The organism is Sulfitobacter dubius, assembly GCF_027214245.1.
Classification (GTDB): Bacteria; Pseudomonadota; Alphaproteobacteria; order Rhodobacterales; family Rhodobacteraceae; genus Sulfitobacter; species Sulfitobacter dubius_A.
Genome location: NZ_JAPWHM010000011.1, coordinates 55,013 through 77,696, shown reverse-complemented (window position 1 = coordinate 77,696; position 22,684 = coordinate 55,013). Strand labels below are relative to the sequence as shown.

17 protein-coding genes are annotated in these 22,684 nt (G+C 59.4%); 10 read left to right on the top strand and 7 right to left on the bottom strand.

Going from position 1 to position 22,684, the window contains the following annotated elements:
• Positions 1-236 precede the first annotated feature (236 nt).
• Together O4H31_RS18470 and scpB are read left to right on the top strand one after the other, a co-directional pair.
• Positions 237-1,121 (top strand): DUF1403 family protein, encoded by an 885-nt coding sequence (locus O4H31_RS18470; protein ID WP_084353839.1) that lies wholly within the window; start codon positions 237-239, stop codon positions 1,119-1,121.
• A gap of 2 nt (positions 1,122-1,123) precedes the next feature.
• Positions 1,124-1,720, top strand: a complete 597-nt coding sequence (gene scpB / locus O4H31_RS18465) for an SMC-Scp complex subunit ScpB (RefSeq protein ID WP_133840908.1) — start codon at positions 1,124-1,126, stop codon at positions 1,718-1,720.
• 95 nt (positions 1,721-1,815) lie between these two features.
• On the opposite strand, the gene O4H31_RS18460 is transcribed toward scpB, so the two are convergent.
• The 4 genes from O4H31_RS18460 to O4H31_RS18445 form a co-directional block, all read right to left on the bottom strand.
• The gene (locus O4H31_RS18460; protein ID WP_084353837.1) at positions 1,816-2,655 is read right to left on the bottom strand and encodes a hypothetical protein; all 840 of its coding nucleotides are present in this window, start codon (positions 2,653-2,655) and stop codon (positions 1,816-1,818) included.
• 13 nt (positions 2,656-2,668) lie between these two features.
• On the bottom strand, positions 2,669-3,586 hold the full coding sequence (locus tag O4H31_RS18455; RefSeq protein WP_084353836.1) for a nucleotidyl transferase AbiEii/AbiGii toxin family protein: 918 nt from the start codon (positions 3,584-3,586) through the stop codon (positions 2,669-2,671).
• Complete coding sequence (locus O4H31_RS18450; protein WP_084353844.1) at positions 3,576-4,406, bottom strand: type IV toxin-antitoxin system AbiEi family antitoxin domain-containing protein; 831 nt, start codon at positions 4,404-4,406, stop codon at positions 3,576-3,578. Before O4H31_RS18450 ends, O4H31_RS18455 begins: the two co-directional genes overlap by 11 nt.
• A 246-nt stretch (positions 4,407-4,652) precedes the next feature.
• Positions 4,653-5,234, bottom strand: a complete 582-nt coding sequence (locus tag O4H31_RS18445; protein ID WP_235866649.1) for a plasmid pRiA4b ORF-3 family protein — start codon at positions 5,232-5,234, stop codon at positions 4,653-4,655.
• Between the two features lie 416 nt (positions 5,235-5,650).
• Between O4H31_RS18445 and O4H31_RS18440 the strand changes: the two genes are divergently transcribed.
• Genes O4H31_RS18440 through O4H31_RS18430 form a run of 3 tightly spaced genes read left to right on the top strand, consistent with a single transcriptional unit; the run spans position 5,651 to position 11,656 of the window.
• The gene (locus tag O4H31_RS18440; RefSeq protein WP_209259818.1) at positions 5,651-8,179 is read left to right on the top strand and encodes a TerB N-terminal domain-containing protein; all 2,529 of its coding nucleotides are present in this window, start codon (positions 5,651-5,653) and stop codon (positions 8,177-8,179) included.
• Positions 8,172-9,479: an ATP-binding protein gene (locus O4H31_RS18435; protein WP_084353833.1), complete on the top strand. Its 1,308-nt coding sequence runs from the start codon at positions 8,172-8,174 to the stop codon at positions 9,477-9,479. Before O4H31_RS18440 ends, O4H31_RS18435 begins: the two co-directional genes overlap by 8 nt.
• 5 nt (positions 9,480-9,484) lie before the next feature.
• Positions 9,485-11,656, top strand: coding sequence for a DEAD/DEAH box helicase (locus tag O4H31_RS18430; protein ID WP_084353832.1), 2,172 nt, complete (start codon positions 9,485-9,487; stop codon positions 11,654-11,656).
• A gap of 43 nt (positions 11,657-11,699) precedes the next feature.
• Here the strand turns inward: O4H31_RS18430 and O4H31_RS18425 are convergent, their stop codons facing one another.
• Complete coding sequence (locus tag O4H31_RS18425) at positions 11,700-13,445, bottom strand: ATP-binding protein (RefSeq protein WP_084353831.1); 1,746 nt, start codon at positions 13,443-13,445, stop codon at positions 11,700-11,702.
• Positions 13,446-13,454: 9 nt separating this feature from the next.
• Positions 13,455-14,378, bottom strand: a complete 924-nt coding sequence (locus tag O4H31_RS18420) for an SIR2 family protein (RefSeq protein WP_143514619.1) — start codon at positions 14,376-14,378, stop codon at positions 13,455-13,457.
• A 582-nt stretch (positions 14,379-14,960) separates the two neighbouring features.
• On the opposite strand from O4H31_RS18420, the gene O4H31_RS18415 reads away from it, so the two are divergent.
• The 5 genes from O4H31_RS18415 (at position 14,961) to O4H31_RS18395 (ending at position 21,113) form a co-directional block, all read left to right on the top strand.
• Complete coding sequence (locus O4H31_RS18415; RefSeq protein ID WP_037207756.1) at positions 14,961-15,299, top strand: DUF736 domain-containing protein; 339 nt, start codon at positions 14,961-14,963, stop codon at positions 15,297-15,299.
• Positions 15,300-15,933: 634 nt separating this feature from the next.
• Complete coding sequence (locus O4H31_RS18410) at positions 15,934-16,110, top strand: hypothetical protein (RefSeq protein WP_165198475.1); 177 nt, start codon at positions 15,934-15,936, stop codon at positions 16,108-16,110.
• A 432-nt stretch (positions 16,111-16,542) separates the two neighbouring features.
• Positions 16,543-17,256, top strand: a complete 714-nt coding sequence (locus O4H31_RS18405; RefSeq protein ID WP_232272178.1) for a helix-turn-helix domain-containing protein — start codon at positions 16,543-16,545, stop codon at positions 17,254-17,256.
• Positions 17,249-19,189, top strand: a complete 1,941-nt coding sequence (locus O4H31_RS18400; protein WP_084353828.1) for a relaxase/mobilization nuclease domain-containing protein — start codon at positions 17,249-17,251, stop codon at positions 19,187-19,189. Before O4H31_RS18405 ends, O4H31_RS18400 begins: the two co-directional genes overlap by 8 nt.
• Positions 19,190-19,205: 16 nt before the next feature.
• Positions 19,206-21,113: a type IV secretory system conjugative DNA transfer family protein gene (locus O4H31_RS18395; RefSeq protein ID WP_269348001.1), complete on the top strand. Its 1,908-nt coding sequence runs from the start codon at positions 19,206-19,208 to the stop codon at positions 21,111-21,113.
• An 18-nt stretch (positions 21,114-21,131) separates the two neighbouring features.
• Here O4H31_RS18395 and O4H31_RS18390 read toward each other — a convergent pair whose 3' ends face one another.
• Entirely contained in the window at positions 21,132-22,553 is a 1,422-nt protein-coding gene (locus O4H31_RS18390; protein ID WP_040701697.1) for a T6SS phospholipase effector Tle1-like catalytic domain-containing protein, read from the bottom strand.
• Positions 22,554-22,684 lie beyond the last annotated feature (131 nt).

Here is a 22,684-nt window from a genome sequence, read left to right as displayed (position 1 = left end):
ACCGCTACAGAATCTCATGAACCCCGGGCGGTTCTTCAGAGAAGTGCTTGAATCTCATGAATTCCGGTCATCCGACAATGTTTCCCCCGAAAACTCACCAGTAATAAGACTGTGCTGCAGCATATTCCACTATGTCCGATAATGCAAGATTATTGGACATAGCGCGATCTTGCAGGCTGCGGCGGTTCTAACGCTATTTTCTGGTGAAAAGCGCCGCGATGACGTAGGCTCCAAGCATGACATATGCTCGGCTCGATCACACCAGCGACCTCGACACATTACCCCGGATGCCCGCCTGGGTCACCTCAGCGCGGGCTGAAAGCCTTGAAGATGTTGCGTTTTTGTCGGGCGCAGCGCTGAGCCACCTGCATGTTGTGCTGGAGCGCGAGGAGGTGCCCCAAGCCTTGTTGCGGGATCGGCTCGCGCTGCGCGCAGCGGAGGCCTGTGTCGCGTTTTCGGGGCGCCTGGAGAGAGCAGGGGATCTGCGCGACGCGGTGCATTTGTTGCGTTCTGGCGATCTGCCGGGACCGGCTGGCGAGACCTGCCTCGCCTGGCGGCGCGCGGTGGAGCGGCCGGTGTCGACCAAGGCTCTGGATCGAGCCTTGCCGGCCTTCGAGTCGGGCAAGATCGCGATGTGGCTCAATGCAGGGAAGGGGGCGCCGGTGACTCGGGCCGCGATGGTGCTGGAGGCGGTGCTGACGGAGGCGCCACGCGCTGACGTAGCTTCGCTGGTCCTCGCGGATGCGGCTCTCGCCCAAACATTCGGTTGGGATCATCTCGTGCCGTTGTTGGCCGCGGGTCTGAAACGTGCCGACCTGCGCAAGCAGGGCGACGATTTGCGTCTCGTCTGTCATCGGGCACTCATCTTATCGGCGGTCGAGGCTGTGCGTCTCTCCGCCGACCTCGCGCGTCGGGCGGCACACCTAAAGGCCGTTGCGCCAAAGCTTCGCGCCAAGGGAGCGGATGCCGCTGTCGAGATGTTCCTCACCCGCGATGCCGTGGCACCTTTGGCCTTGCCCTTGTCGGATCGCGCCGCGCGGCGGCTTTGCGACCGACTGGTCGATCTCGGCGCGGTGCGCGAGCTGACAGGGCGAGACACGTTTCGGCTCTACGGGGTGTAGCGATGGCGAAGGATCGTTCAGAGCCGGACCTGGACCGTGAGTTGGCCGACCTGCCGCCTGAGCTGCGCTGGCGGGAATGGATGCGCCGGATCGAGGCGGTGCTGTTTGCCTCGGCCTCGCCGGTGCCGCGCGAAGACCTGGCGCGCGTGGTGGGGCAGGGGGTCTCGGTGGATCTGTTGGTCGAGGATCTCGTCGCCGATCTGGAAGGGCGGGCCTTCGAGATCGCCCAGGTCTCTGGCGGCTGGATGTTTCGGACGCGGGCGGCCTACGCTCCCGCGATCCGGGTCGCCGCGGATGTCGAGGATCAGCTACTCGACCTGAGTGAATTCGACGTCGCGGTCTTGGCCGCCATCGCCTATCACCAGCCGATCACGCGCGACGGGCTCAAGGACATCTTCGGCAAGGAGATCAGCCGCGACCTGATCGGTCGGCTGCATGCGCGCGACTTGATCGGGACCGGGCCACGATCGCCGCGCCGCGGTGCGCCATACACATTTGTGACGACCGAGCAGTTCCTTGTTGCATTTGATCTGGAGACTCTCGCGGATCTGCCAGAGCGGGAGCAGTTGGAGGACGCAGGTCTGGATGGCGGGTCATAGGAATGGTTGCGGGCTGGCGATCCCCGTATTGGCCAAACGGTGAGGCATGTCGTGGACATTTCGTGACGCTCTCAGTTGTGACTTGTTGAGAGAACTCAGGCTTCGATCCTGAGCCCTCTGAACAGAGCTTCCCAAGGGTCCCCATCCTCGGTCATCGCGCCCGGTTCCAGGTTTGCTATGTTCTCGTCGATGACTGCGTTGTGGTAGTTCTTGAGCCAGCTGTATTTGCGCCGCACCGTCGCGTTGGGACTGTCGGCGAGACCGCTCTCCACCAACGTTTTGTGCCTACCCAGAAACTCGATCCAGCCGGCGTATTCGCCGTCGAGCTCGCTCAGACTGGCGCGAAGATAGTCGATGTAGTGGAGGCCTGACTCGTCCTGGCGCAGGAGGTTGTTCAGGTGACGCTCTTCATCCTCATAGGAATGTCCTTCCCGCCAAAGCGTTTGGTCCTGTCGGTGGCGTTCGATGACATCTTCATGGATCGCAATGCGCGGGAAGATGACCTCGCCTTCTTCCATGAAATAAGCCTGAACGAGGGCAGGCCCAAACACCGGACCACTGAAGTCGATGCCGAGATGCATAGGGCCGATGGTCATCGCGCCGCGCACCATTATGCCGTTCGCCACGCATTCGATCTGGATGTGCAGCAGATCGATGAGTTCCCAGACCAAAGGGCCAGCCTGGTACTGAGTTTCAATGGTTCTGGTTCTTACGATCGCGTCAGACACGATCTCTGCATGGACTTCGCTGATCATCCGCATCTCGTCGGAGCGGGTGGGCGGCGTGGCATCCCCTTCGGACACCCTGCGAAACATCGAAAGCAAGTGCCTGATCTCTGCACCGCTTCGCGTGTGCAGGAGGTTCCTGAAACCGAGGACATCAAAAAAGGTCACAAGGCATTCTTCGTAGTCGGGGTCGTTCTCGAAATCAGTCATCTCTGGTCCATCTTCAGCCGAGGAGCTTCTCCAACTCTTCCCCTTGGGCGGCATGCTTCTTGGGGTTTTCTGCTTTCAGCTTGTTCACGTTGATGAGCTTCCATCGGACCGCTGGAAGCTCGGCCGCTTGAGGGCGGTCGATCGCGTCGAAGTCTGGATCGCCGTCATGCAGGGTTCTCAGAAACCTCTTCGCGCCCTCATCCAAGCGGGATTGGATATCACCGATCAGGCGGTCGCGCGTTGAGACCAATTCCGTTAGGTCGACTGCTTCCTTCGTCATGCCCTCGAATTCCCGCGCGTAGGGCTGATCTAGATCGATCAGGTTTGGATTCAGCAGTTCGTGCGGCGGGCGTGGTGAACTCGCGAGGTAGATCAGAAACGTGCGGAACAACTCGTCGGTAAACCCTTCGTTCTCGTAGAGCAGTTTAACGTCGTAGAGGTCTCGCGGGTGCTGGCGATCTAGGGCCGCATGTAGCTTGCCGCCGAACAAATCCTCGAAGGAGACGATGTTCATCGTCGCATATCCGAACGCCTCCTCGACGGCTTCGGAGACTTCGCGTTGTTCCGGATCATGCACGACGCCCCGGGTAACGGGGGAGGTTTCGATTTTGATTTCGGCTGTGCCGAGGCGGGCGAGCGCACGCGTGGCGCCGCCGCCACCGCCGGCAATTCGCTGCGCTTTGGCGCCGGCGATGCCGCCTTCGATGGCGGCGGTAATCCGGTCCATCGCGTCGTTGATCTCGACGAGGCTGTCGGCGCGGTCCTTGACAGGCAGATAGGTCAGATCGATATCGACCGAGAGGCGCGGAAGGTCGCGATAGAAGAGGTTGATGGCCGTCCCGCCCTTGAGCGCAAATATCTCCTCCTTCGCCACATATGGAAGTACCCGTACGAGCAGGGCCACTTGGGCGGCATAGTCTTCACGCGCCATCACCACGTTCCTTTCTTACAAACTCTTCGGGCACCATGATCCTGTAGCGTGGATGTATCTTGCCGCCTTTGACCAATGCGCGATCCCCGCTGCCGAGGTCGAAGTCTTCCGGATCGAGACGCTTGCGCCAGGCATGGTCGTGGCGGTCGGCGAACACGAAGAACAGGCGTTTGACCTTGATCTTCTTGCAACTTCTGAGCAGTGCCGAGAGGGTTCTTGGGCGCAACGTCGTCAGGCTTTCGAACACCATGTCGAGGTTGTGAAAGCTCTCCTGATCCGGCAACTCGTCAAGCGCTTCGAGGATGGCGCGTTCCGGCGAGGACATCACCAGTTTCCAGTCCCATGGCAGGGACGATGCTGTCTCGTTGAGATTATTTCGCGCGTCATTGACACCCAACTCTGGATCGGAGAACAGCGATACGCTGCGTGTGCGGAGTTCGGTGTTGAGCGGCAGTTTTTCGAGCCAGTTGGGGATTTTTGAGCCGTAGAGCCAGACTGTGCTCTTGTCGCCGAGTGAGAGGTAGTGCGCATAGCCTTGCAGGCCCAATGCCGTCGCCCCCCCGATATGGACAGGGTAGTGCATGATGTGCTGGAGCGAGAGCAGGCTGGTCTTCCAGTCGAGCGTATTCGTGGTGGCGCTGCTTGGTGCGGGACGGCGGAACACTCCGCGTCCTAGGCGTTCTAGCCAGCCGCGTTGCACATAGCCGTAGGACGAACGCCGACCTATCCCGTGGTGCTCCAGCCAGGCGGAGTCCACGAGGAACCCCGTGGGGACAGCCTCAAGAAGACTCTTTAGTTTTTCGTGTTCTTGTCCACTCATGGGCGACATAATGATGTATTTTTAAAGATGCCGCCACTTGTTTCTGTGATAACCTGTGAGATAGTCCGTCAAGGATCGACAAATTCTGGAATTTTCAAAGAGACTGGTGGTTGTCAGCTCTGAAGCTCACCAGCAAAGCAGGGCGTGGATGCCCTCGGAGGGCTGAGAAGACATCCGGCCATTCGGATCGAACAGTCGAAGCTATGTGCCCCTGTCGAAGCCGCTGCGCCAAACCAGAGTCAGGTTTCACTTTCGATTGTGGCGTTCTTTTGCCCATACAAACATCGCACCGACGGCAGCATTGGCTTGCTGCACGCTGAACACTTCCGGTTCGAACGCGCCCGCCCATTGCTTTGTATCGCGATGTTCCGGGTGGTGTTTGTCGGTCAGCGCGTCGAGAAACTCTTCGTAAGAGTAGGGTCCTCCACAGTCCTCTGGCGGGCAGGCTCGCTCTCCGTCAACACAGGCGGGAAAGTCCAGATCTGGTCTTCCGGTTGGTTTGCTAAACTTCTCAACGGTGACGAGATGCCGCCAGCCATCGCCGAAATCATAAGTGTATGTGAACTGACTGCCTTTCTTGACCAGCTTTCCAAGAGTAAACCTCTTCTCGTCCTTCCGCCCATCGGTAGGGTCCCAGCTGTCGTCACTTTCGTCGCGGGCCTCGAACCTGTCTTCGCCAATCTCGAACTCATGCAAATGATAGTCTTGCCAAGGCATAGCGCCCTGGAGAACGGAATGCAGGATGTCCAAGCTGATGTCATTCGGCACGACGATACGGCGCCAGATGGGTGGTTTGATGCCAACCAGTTCGATTTTCAGCTCAATCAAAGTGTGTTCCGCCTGTCTCAATGGCCCTGCCGTTGAAGTAACTTTTGATTCTTAAGTTGAAGCATTCAAGGGGAACATTGGCCCCTCCCGCCCTTTGGCCAGGACCGCGCCCTACTCGGTCGGCTGCGCGCAGCCGCCCTCCCCGAGCTGAAACGCCGCCTCTCCCTGCGACGTGCCGCTGGCCCGGCCGTCTCCTCCGGAGCCAGCCCGACCAGCCGTCGCATGGTCGTGGCAACGCTTCATCTCGGCCGTTCCGGTTACGGTCACTGGGGCAGGGGTGTGCCCGCAACGGTGCGAACAGATGTATGTGGCCATCGGCCCAATCAAGCATAAAGCATGGGAAGTGCTTCAACCATGACGTTAGTCGTTGCAAAGATGGCTGTGCAAAATAGTGTGGTTCGGAGAGGGTTCCGATAATGTCTTCAATAATCAAGTTTTTCCGAATTACATTCTTTCTCGTCCTGTATTTTTTCTTATGTATGGTCGTGGTGACCACAATGCTTCAGGGTTGGCCGATTGGCGGCCAGATGTTGTTTGCATTTGGTGTTCCCGTCATTCTGGTCTGGTGGCAAGAAAAACGGAGATCGCGGAAAGTCGCTGCAAAGGCGCAAGCTGAGGGGAGTTCCGAAAATCTACCCCCCCGACCTGAGCCGGTGCCGCGCCCAAGTGCCTACGACAAGCGTATCGAGCGTGAGCGCGAACGAACTCGCGAAGCCATTGCGTCCAAAGCGCCGGCTGCCGTTCAAGCCTATTCCCCACCAAAGCAGGACTACGGTGAAATCGTTCGGGTTGGAAAGTCTGCGGCGCCGGCACTTGCAGCGGTCGCTGAACGAAACCAGCCCTCACGAGTGGCATCGAGCGCATCGACCCGATCAACGAAAAGCGGGTGGGTCCCGTCTAATGAAACAGCTAGCGTCGCCGGCCGCAACATCGGCGGGATGGTCTATGTCGGCACGCCTCCCTTGCTGAACACCAACGGGTATCGTGACAAGTGCCGAGCCTATATCGATCCGTCTCTGTCTGTCGCGCGCTCTGGAGCCGACAAAGCTGGTGAAGGTATGCCCTACTGGCCCGGATACGCGGATATCTCACCTCAGTGCCGGGCGACCTACCTCGACTGGTTGGCCAACGGGCGCAACGACGCTTCCTACAACCCCGGATACATGTTCCTGTACTTCTACGGGCTGGAGCGTCGCTTCTTCGTCGATCAGTCCAACGAAGATGCCAAGGATATCGTCCAGGAAGTTCGGCGGCTGCAGTCACTTTACCCTGACAACCACTCTGTCAGGCGTTATTTGGGGGAGTTCCTCGACATTGCGATGCTTGCCGAAACCGACCTCGACGCCATCGAGCCGATGTTCGAGAAGCAGGGCTGGGAACTTCCGTTCTCACTCAAATACGCAATCGGAGCTCGGATCGACAAAGGCGAGAACCTGACGGCTGACTGGTTGCTGAGTTGGTTCATCTGCCATCCGGAAACAAATCTGAGAACTCCCGCGACGCGGTGCCGTGACGAGTTCGTCGCTCTTTTCCGTATGCGGTTTGATCGGCGTTTTCCTGATGGGCTCAAAGTGACAAAACCCCGGAAATCACTCACGGCATCCTATCGCGCCGCCTCCAGCGAGTTTCAGGGGTCAGTCAATCCGACCGTGGATGGCAAACCCGTGCCCGACATCTCCGGCTTGCGCAAGCCGGTCGAGATTGCGCAAGAGCTGGCTGACGAGGTGATGAACGACCTCGACAAGCTCAGTCGCTTCCTGGGCCGAAACCCTGACGGCCGCGGAAGTGTGGAAGCGCATGCCTTGCTACCCTCTGAACTTTGGGATGCTTTCCCATCAGAGGAAATGGACCGCTTGAAATCTTGGGCAAGCGATATCGTCGATCGCGGGGGATTGGTGCCGCTTGAGGAGGTGATCGGACGACTGGAGGGAGAAACGAACGAGAAGATCGGAAAACGGCAAATGACAGGAGCCGCCGACGCGCTCGCGCGCCTCGGTTTCGGTCTGGCGCCCGACCCTCGGTTTGCGCTCCGGTCGCCCAAGACGGAGGAGCCTGTTGTGCTGTTTCGTCTGGGCGAACCCATCGAAAGACTGGAGGACGTTTCCGACAGCTATCGAAGCGCCTTGATCGAATTGGCACTTGGGTCGTTAGTCGCCCATGCTGATGGTCGCATCGCGGAGCCTGAACGCAGGGCGTTGGAAGATCAGGTTTCTGCCACGGCCCTCAGCGATCAGGAACGCCGCAGGCTGCGTGCAAACCTTGAATGGTTCCTGGCCGTGCCACCGGACATGACGCTTCTGCGGCGCAAACTGAAGGAGGTGGGCCAAGACAGCCAAGCCGCTATGCGGGCAGCGCTGGTCGGTGCAGCACATGCCGATGGCATTATTCACTCCGACGAAGTCGCAAGCATCGAGAAAATCTACAAGGCTTTGGGACTTGATCCTGCGCTTGCCTACACCGACCTGCATGCTGGCGAAGTTGCGGATGGTCCACGCACTGTTCGCGCGTCGCAACCGGGTCGCCCGGGCGAAGCGATACCCGCGCTCGAAAAAGCCAGCGGACCGAAACTCGACGCTTCACGGATCGCAGCAATTCGTTCGGACACAGAGCGCGTGTCGTCCGTCCTCGGTCAGATTTTCGATGTCAAAGAGGAAGAAAGTGGTGCCTCCGCGCCTGCCAGCCAAAGCCAGCTGGTAGGGCTTGACCCGAAACACGGCGCCCTTGTCCTCGAACTGGTCACTCGAGAGCATTGGTCTGAAACCGAGTTCGAGACGATCTGCGCCTCGCATGGGTTGATGGCATCCGGGGCTTTGGAAGTCGTGAATGAATGGGCTTTTGAGACCTACAACGAAGCACTGCTCGACGAGTATGATGGATATGACGTGTCTCTGGAAATTGCGGAGGCGGTAAAAGAAAAGATGAGTGCGGAGGGCAGGGATGTCTAAGTTGAAACCACGTGAACGCGATGCAATCGTACAGGCGCTTCGGGCCGGGGTCGTGCCCAAACTCGGTTTGCGCCATATTCAGGTTGGCCGCGTCCGAGAGATTGAAGAGCTCGTCAAGGACATGGACCGGATATCCGATGGCGGATCGGCGATCCGGTTCATCATCGGGGAGTACGGATCGGGCAAGACGTTCTTCATGAACCTGATCCGCCTCGTGGCTCTGGAGAAAGGCCTGGTCGTGATGTTCGCGGATTTAGCGCCAGATCGGCGCATTCACGCGACCGGCGGACAAGCTCGCGGGCTGTATGCCGAGATGGCCCGAAACCTCTCGACGCGGACCAAGCCCGATGGCGGGGCATTGGCCAGCGTGGTGGAGCGATTTGTCAGCCAGGCTCACCGAGATGCTGAAGAACGGGATTTGCCCACGGGGACCGTCATTCGTGAACGCCTTGGCCACTTTGAAGAACTTACCGGAGGGTTTGAGTTCGCCGAAGTCATCCGTCGATATTGGGAAGGCCATGAGACCGGCGACGACGAGTTGAAATCCGCAGCCCTGAGATGGCTGCGCGGCGAGTTCGCGACACGCACCGACGCGCGCAAAGCACTTGGTGTGCGAACGATCATCGACGACGCCAGTGTCTATGACCATCTGAAGCTGATGTCGGCATTCGTGTGCGAGGCCGGGTATAAAGGATTGCTGGTCGGCCTCGACGAGATGGTGAACCTCTACAAGCTCACTTCGTCGCAGGCCCGCAATGCAAACTACGAACAGATCCTCCGGATCCTGAACGATGTGCTGCAGGGTAGCGCCGAGAACCTCGGATTTCTTATGGGTGGAACCCCGGAGTTTCTGATGAACACCCGTCGAGGGCTCTATAGCTACGAAGCCCTTCAATCGCGTTTGGCCGAGAACACCTTCGCGCGGGACGGATTGGTCGACCTTTCAGGACCGGTTGTCCGGCTGGCCAGCCTGACCCCTGAAGATCTCTTCGTTCTTCTGGCCAATGTGCGGCGGATCATGCAGGACGATGCCGGTGCTCTGCCGGACGACGCGCTCGAGGCCTTCATGGCGCATTGTTCGGACCGGATCGGTGAAGCTTACTTCCGCACCCCGCGCAATACGGTGACGGCATTCGTGAACCTGCTTTCCGTGCTTGAGCAAAACCCCGGTGTCGAGTGGAGCGATCTGATCGAAAAGATCGAGGTCTCCGAAGACCTCGGCGAAGACATGAACGAGGTAGACGAGTCGACTGGTGCCCAAGACCCCGGTGACGATGATCTGATCAGCTTCAAGCTCTGACGCCGATGAGCAGTGCGTTCGACAAACTGGCGAGGCCTGTGCAGAAATGGATACGCCAGAAAGGTTGGCGCGAACTTCGCGACATCCAGGCGCGATCCATCCGGACGATCTGCGAATCCAATGCCGATTTAATCGTTGCAGCTTCTACGGCGGGCGGAAAGACCGAGGCGGCGTTCCTGCCGTTGATTTCACAGGTGCTTGACGAGCCGTCGGGCGGCACCGGCTTCGACCTGCTCTACATCGGTCCGCTGAAAGCCCTGATCACGGACCAGGCCATGCGGCTGGAGGGCATCTGCCAGGAAGCAGAGCTTCCGGTTGTTCCCTGGCACGGAGATGTCTCGCAATCCATCAAGACGCGCGCGTTGATATCTCCAAAAGGGATCCTTCTGATAACCCCAGAGTCCCTTGAGGCGCTTTTCATTCGTCGCGGTTTGGAAATTGCCCGCCTGTTTGGGGCGACACGGGCGGTCGTGATCGACGAGCTGCACACAGTTCTGGACAGCGAACGCGGTGTCCAGCTTCGTTCACTGCTCACACGGCTCGAGCTCGCGATAAAGCGCCCAATCCGTCGGATAGGTCTGTCAGCTACGCTAGGCGACATGGACCTCGCTAAGGCCTATCTTCGCCCTGACGCCGCAAACGCTGTCCAGCTGATCGAAGCAGATGGCGGCGAGGCTGAATTGAAGCTTCAGCTTCGCGGTTACCTTTCCGGCGATGAAGATGAAAACAGCCCATCCGCAACGGACGCGATCGCAGCACATCTTTTCAAACACCTTCGAGGCAGCGACAACCTGGTCTTCGCCGGAGCGCGTCAACGGGTCGAGATTTACGCAGATCGGTTGCGGGAGCTTTGCGAACGGGAGCACCTGCCACAGGAATTCTATCCCCACCACGCGAGCCTCTCCCGAGAACACCGTGACTTCGTTGAGCGGCGCTTGAAGGACCCTGCGAAACCGACGACAGCCGTTTGCACATCGACGCTCGAGCTTGGAATCGACATCGGTGACGTGACCTGCGTGGCTCAAATCGGTGCGCCATTCAGCGTCGCCGCGTTGCGACAACGGCTTGGCCGATCAGGCCGGCGTGAAGGACAGCCGGCCATTCTCAGGCAGTATGCTGTCGAAGCCAAGTTGACGCCGGAGAGCAGTTTCGTGGATCGTCTTCGCCTCGGCCTGATCAGGTCCATCGCGATGATAGACTTGCTGCTGGAAGGCTGGTGCGAACCTCCAAAACCTCAGGCGCTTCATCTCTCGACGCTCGTCCACCAGATACTGTCAGTCATAGCGCAGCGCGGCGGTGCGTCTGCAAGCGTGGTCTACAATGTGCTCTGCCGCGAAGGCCCCTTTCGGAAGGTCACAACCGAAGTCTTCGCAGATGTGTTGCGTGCAATCGGCCACCCAGAAACCGGCTTGATCGAACAGGTCGGCAGCGGGCTGTTGCTTTTGGGACCCGCGGGCGAAAAACTGGTTGAGCATTACAGCTTCTATGCGGTGTTTCAGACGCCTGAGGAATTCCGGTTGGTCGCAGAGGGGCGGGACCTTGGAACCCTGCCGATCGATAATGTTCTTGCCCCTGGGATGCTATTAATATTCTCTGGGCGACGTTGGGTTGTTCAAGAAATCCATGATCGTGAAAAGGTCATCGTCGTCAAACCCGCGAAGGCTGGTGTGCCGCCCGTCTTCGGCGGCGATGCGGGGGACATTCATGACAAAGTGATCGACCGAATGTTCGCCGTGCTCGAGGGGGATTCCAGCCCAGCTTACATGGATACAGTCTCTTTGATGATGCTCGAGGAAGCGCGTGCTCACTATGAACAGCTGGGGTTTAGGGCCAATAACCTACACACCATTGGCGAGCATACATCAGTCATTGCGACGCGGGTCGGTACGGTGAAGACATCAACCCTCGCGCTAGCACTGAGAAGTGAGGGGTTTTCGGTCGAACTGCATGACGGGTTTCTGATGGTGGAGGCCGGGGACGAAACCCCCGATCTTCAAACGGTACTAGCGCACATTCGATCTGGCGAACCTGTCGATCTGTTCGCTGGAGCTGGGAATTTAATGTCGGAGAAGTTTCATCCTTACCTGTCGCAGCCCCTCTTGGAGTTGGATGCAATTTCTTCCAAGCTTGCGCCCGATACTCTTACCGCGATGGTCGGTAGAATCGTCCCAGCATAATATGTGCGGCAATACTCGTTGACTGTTTTCATCGCTCCTAGGGCTAGTGATTGCTTTGTCTCCGCCAAGAAAGGACGGCATCTTCCGTTCCCGCAACTGGTGCCGCGTCACTCCAACGATCCCAGAAATTGACTGTCGCGCTATTGGGCTTGAAGCGCGGCTCGGACACCACAACTCGCGTCGGAAGCAAGCTCGCATCGCCGACCACCAATGCCTCACCGATGTCGAGGACCGGTAGAAGATCACCAAACCCGCCGAGGCTGTCAGGCAGCAACCGTTTGATCACGGATTGATCGTCGCCGTTGGTCAGCCGCATCGCAATGACATTGTTGCACTGGCTCAGAACGGTGCGGTTCACTTCGGATGGTCTTTGGCTGATAACCACTAGTCCAACACCGTATTTCCTGCCTTCTTTGGCGATCCTCTCGAAAATCCCGACAGAGATCTCATCGGCTGACTCTGACGATGCACGCTCCGGGATATACAGATGTGCCTCATCGCAGAACAATGCGATGGGATGACGGTTGTCTGGTGGCGTCCACTGGCTGACTGTGAATATCAGCCGAGCAATCAAGCTGACCATGAGCGGCAGGATGTCGGACGGCACTTCCGAGAAATTGATGATCTTGATCCCACCCTTGCCATCAGCTTGCGATCCGCGCCCGCCTATCAGGAAATGCGTTACCTCCGACAGCCAGGCCATATCCATACAGGCTGCTGGCGGCTGAAATATGAACCCAAGCCTGCGATCATTTCGTTTGGCTTCAAATCGCGCGATTAAGCGGCTGAGCTTGTCGAAGTATGGTCCTTGCTTATCCTTGTTGTTAGCGCCCGGAACCATTTGTTCGTTCAAGTCAGATAGTTGCTTGTGGACACTGTCGATATCGAAAGGCACGGGGCTATCGATAGTGAAATTTGCAAGAATGTCGGCGTGTTTTCCCGGATCAAGCATTGCGCGCTTCGCATCGGTGATACAGCGCGTCATGAGCATGGCTTGGTTCGGAGCGTTCTGATCGGACCGATCTACAAACAAAGCGACCAATGCCTCATAGCCGAGAAGCCAGAACGGTAGATGTAGAACACCGTCGGCCAGTCGGCGATCGTGTCCAATGTCCCCCGGCCCAGCGATGCGTAGATGCCGAAACTCGTCGCTATCGAGGGTCTGGTACTCACCATGGATATCGAACAAGATTACGTTGGCTTGTGGAAGACCGGCAATCTGGTCTAGGAGCCGCGCAGTTGTGTACGATTTGCCGCTGCCAGTGCTACCGACCACGATGGCATGACGTTGGAACAGACGGTTGCCGTTCAAGAAGGCCCGCGCGTCCTCGTCCAAAGCATAGCGACCAAGATCAAGCTGCGGGCCGTCGCCGGAAACCTGCGAAATGACCTGCATGAAGTCTGTCAGGCGCTGACCTTCCAAGGAAAAGCAATCCGCATCGATTTCGGGCACAGTCTCTAGGGTGCGCTTAAAGACGTTCTCTTTCAGCCCCTCCTTGTCTACGAGTGTTCCAATCAGAGCGACCCGAACGAGGTTGTTTTCGGGGAGCGCGGCTTCCGGATCCTCCTCAGACCCGTCTATTGCAGTTTCGTCACCTGCTTTGCGTGTGATGCGCGAAACTATCCCGATTAAGTGCTGCCCGGCTTTCGAGCTTCTGATCGCGGTCAACCGATTGACCTGAATCCGTTTGAGGCGTTCAAGTTCATCGACTCGCACCGTCACAGTGGCAGTATCGACGGCAATAATTTTGCCGAGACTTTCATCATCGTTGAAATCAAGTATGCCCAACTCTTCCTCCTAAAACCCAATCAATTCGTTCAATGCAGGCAACTCCCAATATTTGCCCCCGGTAACAACAATACCGTCTGGGCTGTCACGGTTGTAAACCATCGTCCCCTCATCGTGGTTCTCGAGCGCGAGGTAGTGACGCCCGGCGTTGTTCTTGAGAAAATCCTTGGCTTCGGGCGTTAAGGTGCGCGCTGCGACAAGGATGGGAACGTCATGCACACGACAACGCGTCATCAGCTTCGGATGGATATGGCCGTCGCGGAACCCGTATCCTATGCAAATGAATGCGGTCGCGGCACTCAACACACGATCGGCGCCCTGTATCGCGCTCCGAAAGGGCTCGTCGTGCGTCCGCTGATATTTGCTTACACCTGGCGTGACGATCAACGGAACCAAACCATCGGGCAACTCGCTCGTCATCGGTAGCGACATCACACCCCCATGCGGGTCTGAAAACCAATCAAGAGACCCGTGGACTTTCCAGACTGTGACCGTCCGCGCCAAATTGGCCCCTTGTTTGAAAATCAGATTCTCCGCCCCATCGGCCCGTCGCAGATAGCCCGGAAGGAAACCCGTGTTGTGGATGTAGCCGCCTGAATCGGCTGCATACTCTGCAACGCGGTCGTAGTTTGTTGTTACGACATGGATATTGCGGTTTGTACTTCGGAATAAACCTGTGAATAGGGTGCGGAGCGGAAAAATGGTCTCGGTCTTTATAGCTGATTTGAGCAGGCTATAATCGCCCTGAGCGATGAAGTCCCAGGTACTTCGGACAATCTTGACAACCAAGGAGTCGGGTAGAGGCTTGTTTTCTAGTGCTGCTTCTAAATGATCTCCAGCGGCCAAGGCTGTTCTAACAAGTGTCCAGGCATCGACTTCCGGTCCATCGTCGGCCTGTACATTATCGCGGAGCCAAACGGCCAAATCCCCCATGCCACGAATGCCATGCGGTATCGAGGCCCCGCTGCCCAAGACTATCACTGGGCTATGCTGTGCACAGTTTTGGCACTGCTTTGCGAGTTCTTCTAGTTCCAAAGCTATTTTGCCTCACTTCTTGTACTTCGGCTTAGTTTGTCTGTGCCCGAAAACGATTTGGTCCAAAATTTCGCTCTTACGATACCCCCGGTAGCACTTCTTTGTCACAGCAAGTTTTCGCTGTCGTCGCAAGGTGGGTGCGTCGGGAATCTGGCAAGTGACATGGATCCGAAAATGCCTGCTCCAGCTATGATCCATGCATCAACATGCGCCCTCTGGCATCTTTGACGGCTGTTCACCATCCTTCCTTAGCGGCCAACGCACTTCTCCCTTTGTCTGAGTTGCATGACATGCTGGTCGCAGCTGTCGTCCCGTCCACAAAGGTTGCCGCCGATCTTTTTCCCCTGACCCTGCGGGTCATTCCTCGCGGAGCAAAAAGACCGGCACCTGCCCCTCTCCGCTACGCTTCGCCTTCGGTGTGCCCGGGCCTTGGCCAGCTGCAAGGTGACCATCATTGCAACGCAAACAAGGAGAAGAGCAATGACCACGAACTGCATCAAATTCACCAGCGCCGACATCGAGACCGCCAAGGGCACAGGCTCCATCTCGACCCTGACCTTCGACCTCGACATCACGGTCGAGCCCGTCGCGAGCACGAACCCGATGGCCCCCACGCACCGCGTCCTCGGCCGCTCCCCGCGCGGCAAGCTGGTCGAGTGCGGCGGCATCTGGAAGAAGCAGAACAAGGAGACCGGTGCCGACTACTACACGCTGACCATCCGCGACCACGGCTTCAACGCCAACCTCGGCAAGGCCGCGAACCAGGACGATCTGTCCCTGCAGGCCGTCATCCCCTGGGGCCCGAAAGACGCCGCCTAAGCCAAGGGCCAGACCGCTCCGGCGGTCTGGCTATTTCTCGTTATGAGGAATGGCAGCGGTTCGGGTCCGAAACCCGTGTCAGAAGGATGCGGCATATTTCGGACGCTGACACCGAGGCGGATAGTCTGACTGGATCGATCGCAGAAGCAGCTTTGATCGTTCTGTTGAGGGACAGAGTGGATCGCGCGAACCCGAGGGTGAGCCGAAAGTCAGCAGGGGAAAAATGGGAGCCCACTGTGCGAGGTAAGCGCACCCCTTCTCTCAGTCGAGCAACCCGCGCTTGGGTCGTGTTGGCGAGGCTGCCAGGGTGCCGAACTCACCCTTTGCCGCGAGGGTGTAAACCGCAGATCAACGTCATGCGTCCGGGGGGCGACGTCTCACGTCAGGGCCACCGTCGCGCGCCTTTCCGTCGACCTGTTGGCCTCTCAGATCGCTAGCCCGGGGTCGAGCGGCCGGCAACGCTGGGGGCAGGTTTCTGGACGGCTGCGCCTTGAGCGCTGCGGTGCACCGCTCACAACAAACCTGCCCCCGGCGTGCTCCATTTCATTCCGCCCCGTGCCGGGTGCAGCCCGCTCTCATGCCCCCGGTCTTTTCCACGATCCGTCCAACGACGATCAACGGAAAGGATCACACCATGACACTCGAACAATCCATCGACCTCGCCGAACTGCAAGCCGACATGGCCTTTGATGCCTACCTCGCCGCGTTTGATGAAGACGCCCATCCCGAGACACTCGACAGCCTCGAGACCGAGGCGCTGATCGCCCGCAGCCGCTACGACGACCTGCGCTCTCAGGGACTGGGTCACTGACCCAGACACCCCTGCGGGTCTACTGATCCGCAGGGGTTTGACACCGTCTCTCAGAAGCTTCGTGACGCCCTCGAATGGTGGGACCCGCGCTATCTCGCGCGGGCCGTTTTCGTGTTCTTCGCGCCCGATCCGTTACCGGCTCGGGCGCTCGGTTTGCCTGACATCGCGTGCTGCTCCAGCGCAAGTTTAGGCAGATTAATTCGACCAGATTGCCGCGCATCGATGAGGACGGCGGCGTTCCATGTCGCGCTGCGGAGCAGTCTTGACTGCACCCTATTGCCAGCAAAAAGACACAGCATGCAAAACGTTATATTGCGCAATGTGATGTATTGAAGTATAAGCAAAGGAGAGAAGGAAGACGTTGGCAGGATATGGCCAATGTTTGCACATTTTGTCCGAGGGGTCTGTCATGGGCGTTTCCCGCAAAGCTGAATGCTCCGCCGCACGCGAAAGCGATTGCGAGCAATCGCTGCCTCGCGCGCGTCTGCGCATGCAATCTTTTTCTGGCAGCGGGAGAACGCCCTAGTGCCGAGGCCAGCGAAAAACCTGAAGCTTGAAGAGCGCATCGAAGTGGCGCGGCGCTTCACGGCGGGCGAGAGCGCGAAGGAGCTGGCGGCGGCGTTCGGTATCTCTCCGCGCCACGTGAACCGGCTCGCGAAAGAGGAGGCGGGCGAGGGGATCGCAGCGCGCGATCCGAGCGAGACAGTGGCTTTCCGGGCTAGTCAGTCTGAGCTTGCAGCGTTCGATGCCGAGTGGCGCGAACGGGGTTTTTCCAACCGGTCACAGGCGCTCAATGCGGTGCTGCGCGGACGGTGCGGTTTCCTCGATGTGCCCCGTGATCTGGTCGCCGAATTTTGCGCCGCATGGCGACAGGCGAAGGATGTGAGCGACGCTGGCATGGTGCTCGCCAAGGCGGTCCATCGCGGTCGGCTGGAGGTCTCGGCGGCGGATCGCGCAGTGCTGATCGAACTGCTCGATCTTGCGCAGTCGATGAGCCGTGAGATGGGCCGGATGAAGGATGCGGCGCAAGCGCTGCGTCATCAGGAGTGGCCGCAAAGGGAAGAAGGGCAGGGGGCGGATGGCGCGGTTCTGGAGGGCACCCCGCGCGAGACCGTGACAGGTTTGAGGCTCGTCAGGAATGGCTGATCCGCTCGCCCTCTATGCCTCGGTCATGGGCCGGCTCTGGGAGGATGAGCGTATCCGGGGTCAGGCCGCGGCGCGGATCGACGCGCGGCTGGCGGGGCGTCGGCAGGGGCGAAGTTTCTCGCGCGTCGGATCCATGTCGGCGCGCAACGCGCTGAAAGTGGCTTCAGGGCAGAGCCGGGCTGCGGTGTTCAAACGGATCCGGGCAGGAGGCTGCAAGACGAGGTGTAGCCTCGGGGCGCAGATTTCCTACATCAACGACAAGGCGGTATACACCTATTCGACGATGACCAACGCGCTGACCGATGCGGCGGTGCTTTCTGAGGAGCAGAAAGAAGACATCATCGAGGATTGGGCCGGGACCTGGCGCGGCTCGACCAAGCTCGGGTTCACCTCGCACATGCTGCTCTCGTTCCCGACCGACGTGACGGTCGATCAGGTGTGCGACATCGCCATGGACTGGACGGAGCATTTCTTCGAGAGCGGGGAATATGGCGATCAGTGGGACTATGTCCTCGCGGTCCATGACGACCGGGCGCACAAGCATGCCCATATCATCCTGAACAATCGCGGCGTCGAAAACGGCACCTGGTTCTCTTGCTGGGCCGAGGGCGTGATGTCGCCGCAGCTGATGCGCGAGAAGCAGGCCGAGATCGCTGAAGGCTACGGCGTGACGCTCGACGCCACCACCCGGCTCGAGCGCGGCATTTTCGAGAAGCCCGCCGGGATTGAGGAGATCTACCGCGCCAAGGAAGAGGCCCGCCTTCCGCGCGAGATCGTCATGACGGCCCAGGAATCCGCCATGGCGCAGGCGCAGGTGGTGGGCTTCGCCAAGGACTACAAGTACCTCGCCGACCTGCTGGACCGGATGGACCAGCGTCACATGGCGCGCGCCGTGCGCGGCATGGCAGACGGTCTCGGCTCCGGCACGCCCTGGAACTTCACCGAAGGAGAGATAGACATGAAGGACATCAAGACCGTCGGTGATGCGATCGACTATTCCGAGCGCACGATCGAGGCGCTGAGGCTCAAGGCCGAGGAATTGGACCCGGCCGAGCGCGCCGCCTTCGAGGCCAAGGCCGCGCCGATCATCGCGGACCTCTCGCAGATGGTGCCTGACCCGGAGCTGCGCGCACGGTTTGGAAAGCAGCTCGAAGAACCCTATCCGCCGGGGGCGGGCAGCGAAGTGCTGATTGCGGCGCTGCAATCCGGCAATGACGAGGGGCTGCGCTACGTGCTCGAGCGCGCCGAGGAGGTGGGCATGGACAGCGAGGAGCTGGTAGCCCGGATCACTGCCGGCGGCACGCGCAACTACGGCATGGCGCAAGACTGGGTCGAGCGCGACATGAACGCGGTGCTGGCCAAGGACGGTCTCAGCGTGGAGACCGCGAGTGACGACCAGCTCGATGCCGCGCTCGAAAAGGTCGACGGCGTGATGGACGCACTGATGGAGCGGGCGAAGGAACTGGGCGTCGAGATCGGCCGAACCCTCGCGGACGAAGAGGAGGCGACACTGCCCCTCATCGACGAAGACGACCGGACGCCCAATCCCTACCTGCAGGACCTGGCCGACATGCTTCGGGACGGCAAGCTCACCGAGGAACAGGAAGAGGTGGTTGAGCGGACCCTGCAATCCGAGCTCTTCAAGGAGTTGGGTGAGGAGGGTTTGGCTGCACTTCGCCGCGGCAACTACGAGGTGCTGGACGCGGCCCTTCCGAGCAAGCTCGACCAGATCACCGTCACGCAGGAATTCCTCGAGATGACGTTTGAGGAGACCGGCGACCAAGTCTTCACCGACCGCGCCGCCGGGTTGCAGCAGGACAAGGCGACGGAGGTGGCGCGGATGCGCGGCCAGCAAGAGGCGCAGGAAATGGGGCGTGAACTTGCCCGAAACAAAACACTAGATCGTGGTCTCGATGACGAGATGGAATTCTAAGGGGGAGATGACAACCATGACCAAGACACTCCCCCTTTGGGCCGCGCTCCTCTTCGGGGTGATCTGCGGCGCCGTCATCGGCACCATCGTCGCCGCCTTCTACCTGACCCTGGCCCTGAAAACCGGGTTTGGTAGTTTTGACATGCTGGCGCTCTGGAAAGCCAGCGCGGGCACCCGAGCGGCGCATCCCGAAGCGTTCAAGGTGGGGTTTGGCGCCGTAGGCTTCGGGGCGATTGGCCTCGGCGCCCTGGCGCTTGCCTGGACCTGGAAGAAGGAGCGGGACGACTATGGCTCGGCCCACTGGCAGACCAAGGCGGAGCTGAAGAAGAACGACATGCTTCAGGCACCCGGCAAGGGCTTTGTCTGCGGCAAGCTCGGCTCCCCGACGTCCAAGGCCGAGTTCATCTCCTCGACCACCATCCCTCATGTGATGATGGTGGCCCCGACCCGCGCGGGTAAGGGGGTGGGTTTCGTGATCCCGAACCTTCTGAGCTTTGCGGGCTCGGTCGTCGTGCTCGACGTGAAGGGCGAGAACTTCGAAAAGACCGCGCGGCTCCGGGCGCTGAACGGTGACGAGGTCTATCGCTTCAGCCCGTTTGATTGGGCCAATGCCACGCATCGCTACAACCCGCTTGCGCGGATTGCCAAGGCCCCGACATTCGCGCAGCGCTTCACCGAGGTCTCGATCCTGGCAGACCTCTTCCTCGACAAGGACAACAAGACGCTCGACACCTTCTCCGAGGCCGGCAAGTCGATCTTTGTCGCGGCCTGCCTGCTGGCGATCCAGCGCGGCACGCCGAACCTTGGAGAGGTGAACAAGATCGTCGCCGGGGGCGAATACAAGAACGCCCAGTATAAGACCTACGCCGACGAAGCTGAGGAAGACATCCTGCGCGAGCTGTGGACCAACGCCGCGTCGGCCTCGTCGCGGCTTCTGACCTCGAACATCCAGGCACTGATGACGGCGGGTCTCAAACAATGGGACAACCCGGCGGTGCGCTCGGCCACCGAAGCGAGTGACTTCGATTTCTCGACCTTCCGGAAGACCCCTCAGTCGCTTTACATCGCGGTGTCCGAGGATCACATCGCGACGCTGGCGCCGCTCTTGCGCCTGATGTTCGCCGATCTCATCGCCTCGATCCGGCTGAACGAGCCCGGCCCGGACGAGCCCTGGCCGGTCATGATGATGATCGACGAATTCCAGCAGATGGGGGCGATGCCCTATCTCGAGCGGGCGATCCATTCGCTGGCAAGCTATGGCGGCCGCGTCGCGATGATCGCGCAGTCGCTGGCTTCGCTTGATCGGATTTACGGGCCCGAGGGCCGTGAAAGTCTCGAGAACGGGGCAGGGCTGAAGCTCTACATCACCCCGCGGGACCAGCGCACGGTGAAAGAGGTCTCCGCCGCGGTCGGCAGCACCACCCGCGAGGCGGTGACCCGGATGTACGGTCGCAACAAGGGCTTCCTTGGCGCGACCTCGACCTCGGCGCGTCTGGAAGAGCGGCCGCTACTTTCCGAGACGGAAGCGCGCCTCATGGATCCCGACGAGGTCATAATCCTCGCTTCGCCCCAGCACCCTATCAAGGCTAGCCGGATCAAGTATTACGACGATCCGTTCTTCAAGGACATGCTGGCCCGCCAGGACGGCAAGCCGTTCCCCTATCCGCCGAGTGTGCAGGGCGTGGGGCCCTGGGGCGGTGACTTTGAGGTCGGCGCAGACGACCAGGCGAAACTAGCCGAACGTGCGCCTGTCCGGGATCGATCGCAGCGGCGCGAAGCGCGCGCGATGAGCGTGATGCCGATTGAGGCCGGACGCGGGCAGCCCGAGCCCGAGACGCTCGAAAGGGAAGCCGCCGTGCCGAAGGATTGGAAGGCGGCGCTCGACCGGCAGGAGGACTTCATCGAGGAATTGTTGGGAGGGTGAGCGCCGTCGACTAGTCCCCTATTCGTCGTAGTAGAATTTCAAGTCGCGTCGCTCTTTCAATTGGGCAGGTCGGTAGGGTTTGACCTCGCCACACTGGGCGACGGCCTTGGCTCGCATGCGCTCTTCGACTGAAGGATGGAGCGGGAAGTCGTCGCCAACTGCGCGAATTCCCTTCTTCCAGCGGATGCGGAGGGGGCCAAATGCTACCATCGCGTCTTCGCGGTGCTGCAAACCCAGAGGGTCAGGGGCGCGGTTCAAGACGTTCTCGTTGATCTGGATCGACGGCACGCAGTCTTTCAATTCGTCGACCATCCAATCGAGGGCGATATCGCTCAGGCGGGACTCTGCCTCAGGATAGCTTCCACCGATGTCGCTATGACAGCCCGGGAACCAGACCTGCTTCAACCACTTCGGCTCTCGATCTTTGGTCTCAATCGCGGCCGCCTTCGATGCCCATCCAACCCTTGGAAAGTCAGCACGGTCTTCGTCGATCGCCATGGCGTGACGGGCGTGTTGGACATCGGGATCCAGCCACTTGTCGTAGTTGCGCTTGTTCCAAGCCGCGAAATGACCCGTCTTGAGAATCTGCGGCCAATCGGTTGGGCGCCAGAGCTTCAGTTTGCGCTCGGGATCGTCCGAGAAATACTTGAAGTTGTCGAGCAACAGGGAACCTAGCTGCCAAAGAAGCGCGACTAGAAGTACGCCAAGCGGAACAACCAAAAGCCAAGACCATCCGAGTGCAACGCCTGCGGCCAAAGCCGCCCCGACCCCGAACGTGACGCCCCAGACCAAGGTGCGGACAACTGCCGTTCGCAGTGATGCCACCGTGTCGAAGACCCCGATGAATGTTGGCTGAACGTTTCCCTGATTTTCTTCGCCTACGAGCGGAAAGCTCGAATACTTCTTGCGAAATCGCTTGCCGAGTTCTTCACGGTTCTTGAAGTAAGGATCTTGTCCGCGCGGTTTTCCAGCACCGTGATTATACACGAATTTTACAGCGTCCTTGGCGATCTTGCGCAATCCGGGGCCGTAACGCGGGACCGGCGAACCATCTGGCATCTGCGTCGGGACACCGCAGAGGTTCATAACGTTTGCAAGTGCTCTTACTGTGTAGGCCCCGCGCGAGAACCCAAACAGCAACACACGGTCGCCGGGCTCGTAATGGGCGATGATCTGCTCGTAGCAATCGATTATGTTGTGGTCGATGCCAGTTCCGACGGCGCTTTCCAGGATGGGCTTGATCCGACCGAAAAACCCACCGCGTTCTCCTGTTCCCAAGCCCGGGTCGTAAAAAGCCACTTGGTCCTTAGGGCTAATTGGTGAATCTGGGCCGGGACGCATGGCTCGATACATCTTGTAAACATTCGACAGCCGTTGGTCTGGCCTGGCGCCACCCATCTGGCCGGTTCCGTCCGAGAATATGCAGATGTTCTTTACCATTTGTCGCCCTATTCAAGAACACGAAGTACAGTCAAAATCCTAAACCTGCAGCAGTTCTGCCAAGCTAGGAGAGAGTGCAGCGGAAATGTTTCGCCCGAGTCGGGAAAAATTAGAACATAGTGGAAACACAT

Excerpts from the sequence above, each read along its gene's own strand:
- O4H31_RS18470 (WP_084353839.1), top strand. The coding sequence starts at position 237 with ATGACATATGCTCGGCTCGATCACACCAGCGACCTCGACACATTACCC.
- scpB (WP_133840908.1), top strand. The coding sequence starts at position 1,124 with ATGGCGAAGGATCGTTCAGAGCCGGACCTGGACCGTGAGTTGGCCGAC.
- O4H31_RS18460 (WP_084353837.1), bottom strand. The coding sequence starts at position 2,655 with ATGACTGATTTCGAGAACGACCCCGACTACGAAGAATGCCTTGTGACC.
- O4H31_RS18455 (WP_084353836.1), bottom strand. The coding sequence starts at position 3,586 with ATGGCGCGTGAAGACTATGCCGCCCAAGTGGCCCTGCTCGTACGGGTA.
- O4H31_RS18450 (WP_084353844.1), bottom strand. The coding sequence starts at position 4,406 with ATGAGTGGACAAGAACACGAAAAACTAAAGAGTCTTCTTGAGGCTGTC.
- O4H31_RS18440 (WP_209259818.1), top strand. The coding sequence starts at position 5,651 with ATGTCTTCAATAATCAAGTTTTTCCGAATTACATTCTTTCTCGTCCTG.
- O4H31_RS18435 (WP_084353833.1), top strand. The coding sequence starts at position 8,172 with ATGTCTAAGTTGAAACCACGTGAACGCGATGCAATCGTACAGGCGCTT.
- O4H31_RS18430 (WP_084353832.1), top strand. The coding sequence starts at position 9,485 with ATGAGCAGTGCGTTCGACAAACTGGCGAGGCCTGTGCAGAAATGGATA.
- O4H31_RS18420 (WP_143514619.1), bottom strand. The coding sequence starts at position 14,378 with ATGGGGGATTTGGCCGTTTGGCTCCGCGATAATGTACAGGCCGACGAT.
- O4H31_RS18415 (WP_037207756.1), top strand. The coding sequence starts at position 14,961 with ATGACCACGAACTGCATCAAATTCACCAGCGCCGACATCGAGACCGCC.
- O4H31_RS18410 (WP_165198475.1), top strand. The coding sequence starts at position 15,934 with ATGACACTCGAACAATCCATCGACCTCGCCGAACTGCAAGCCGACATG.
- O4H31_RS18405 (WP_232272178.1), top strand. The coding sequence starts at position 16,543 with ATGCTCCGCCGCACGCGAAAGCGATTGCGAGCAATCGCTGCCTCGCGC.
- O4H31_RS18400 (WP_084353828.1), top strand. The coding sequence starts at position 17,249 with ATGGCTGATCCGCTCGCCCTCTATGCCTCGGTCATGGGCCGGCTCTGG.
- O4H31_RS18395 (WP_269348001.1), top strand. The coding sequence starts at position 19,206 with ATGACCAAGACACTCCCCCTTTGGGCCGCGCTCCTCTTCGGGGTGATC.
- O4H31_RS18390 (WP_040701697.1), bottom strand. The coding sequence starts at position 22,553 with ATGGTAAAGAACATCTGCATATTCTCGGACGGAACCGGCCAGATGGGT.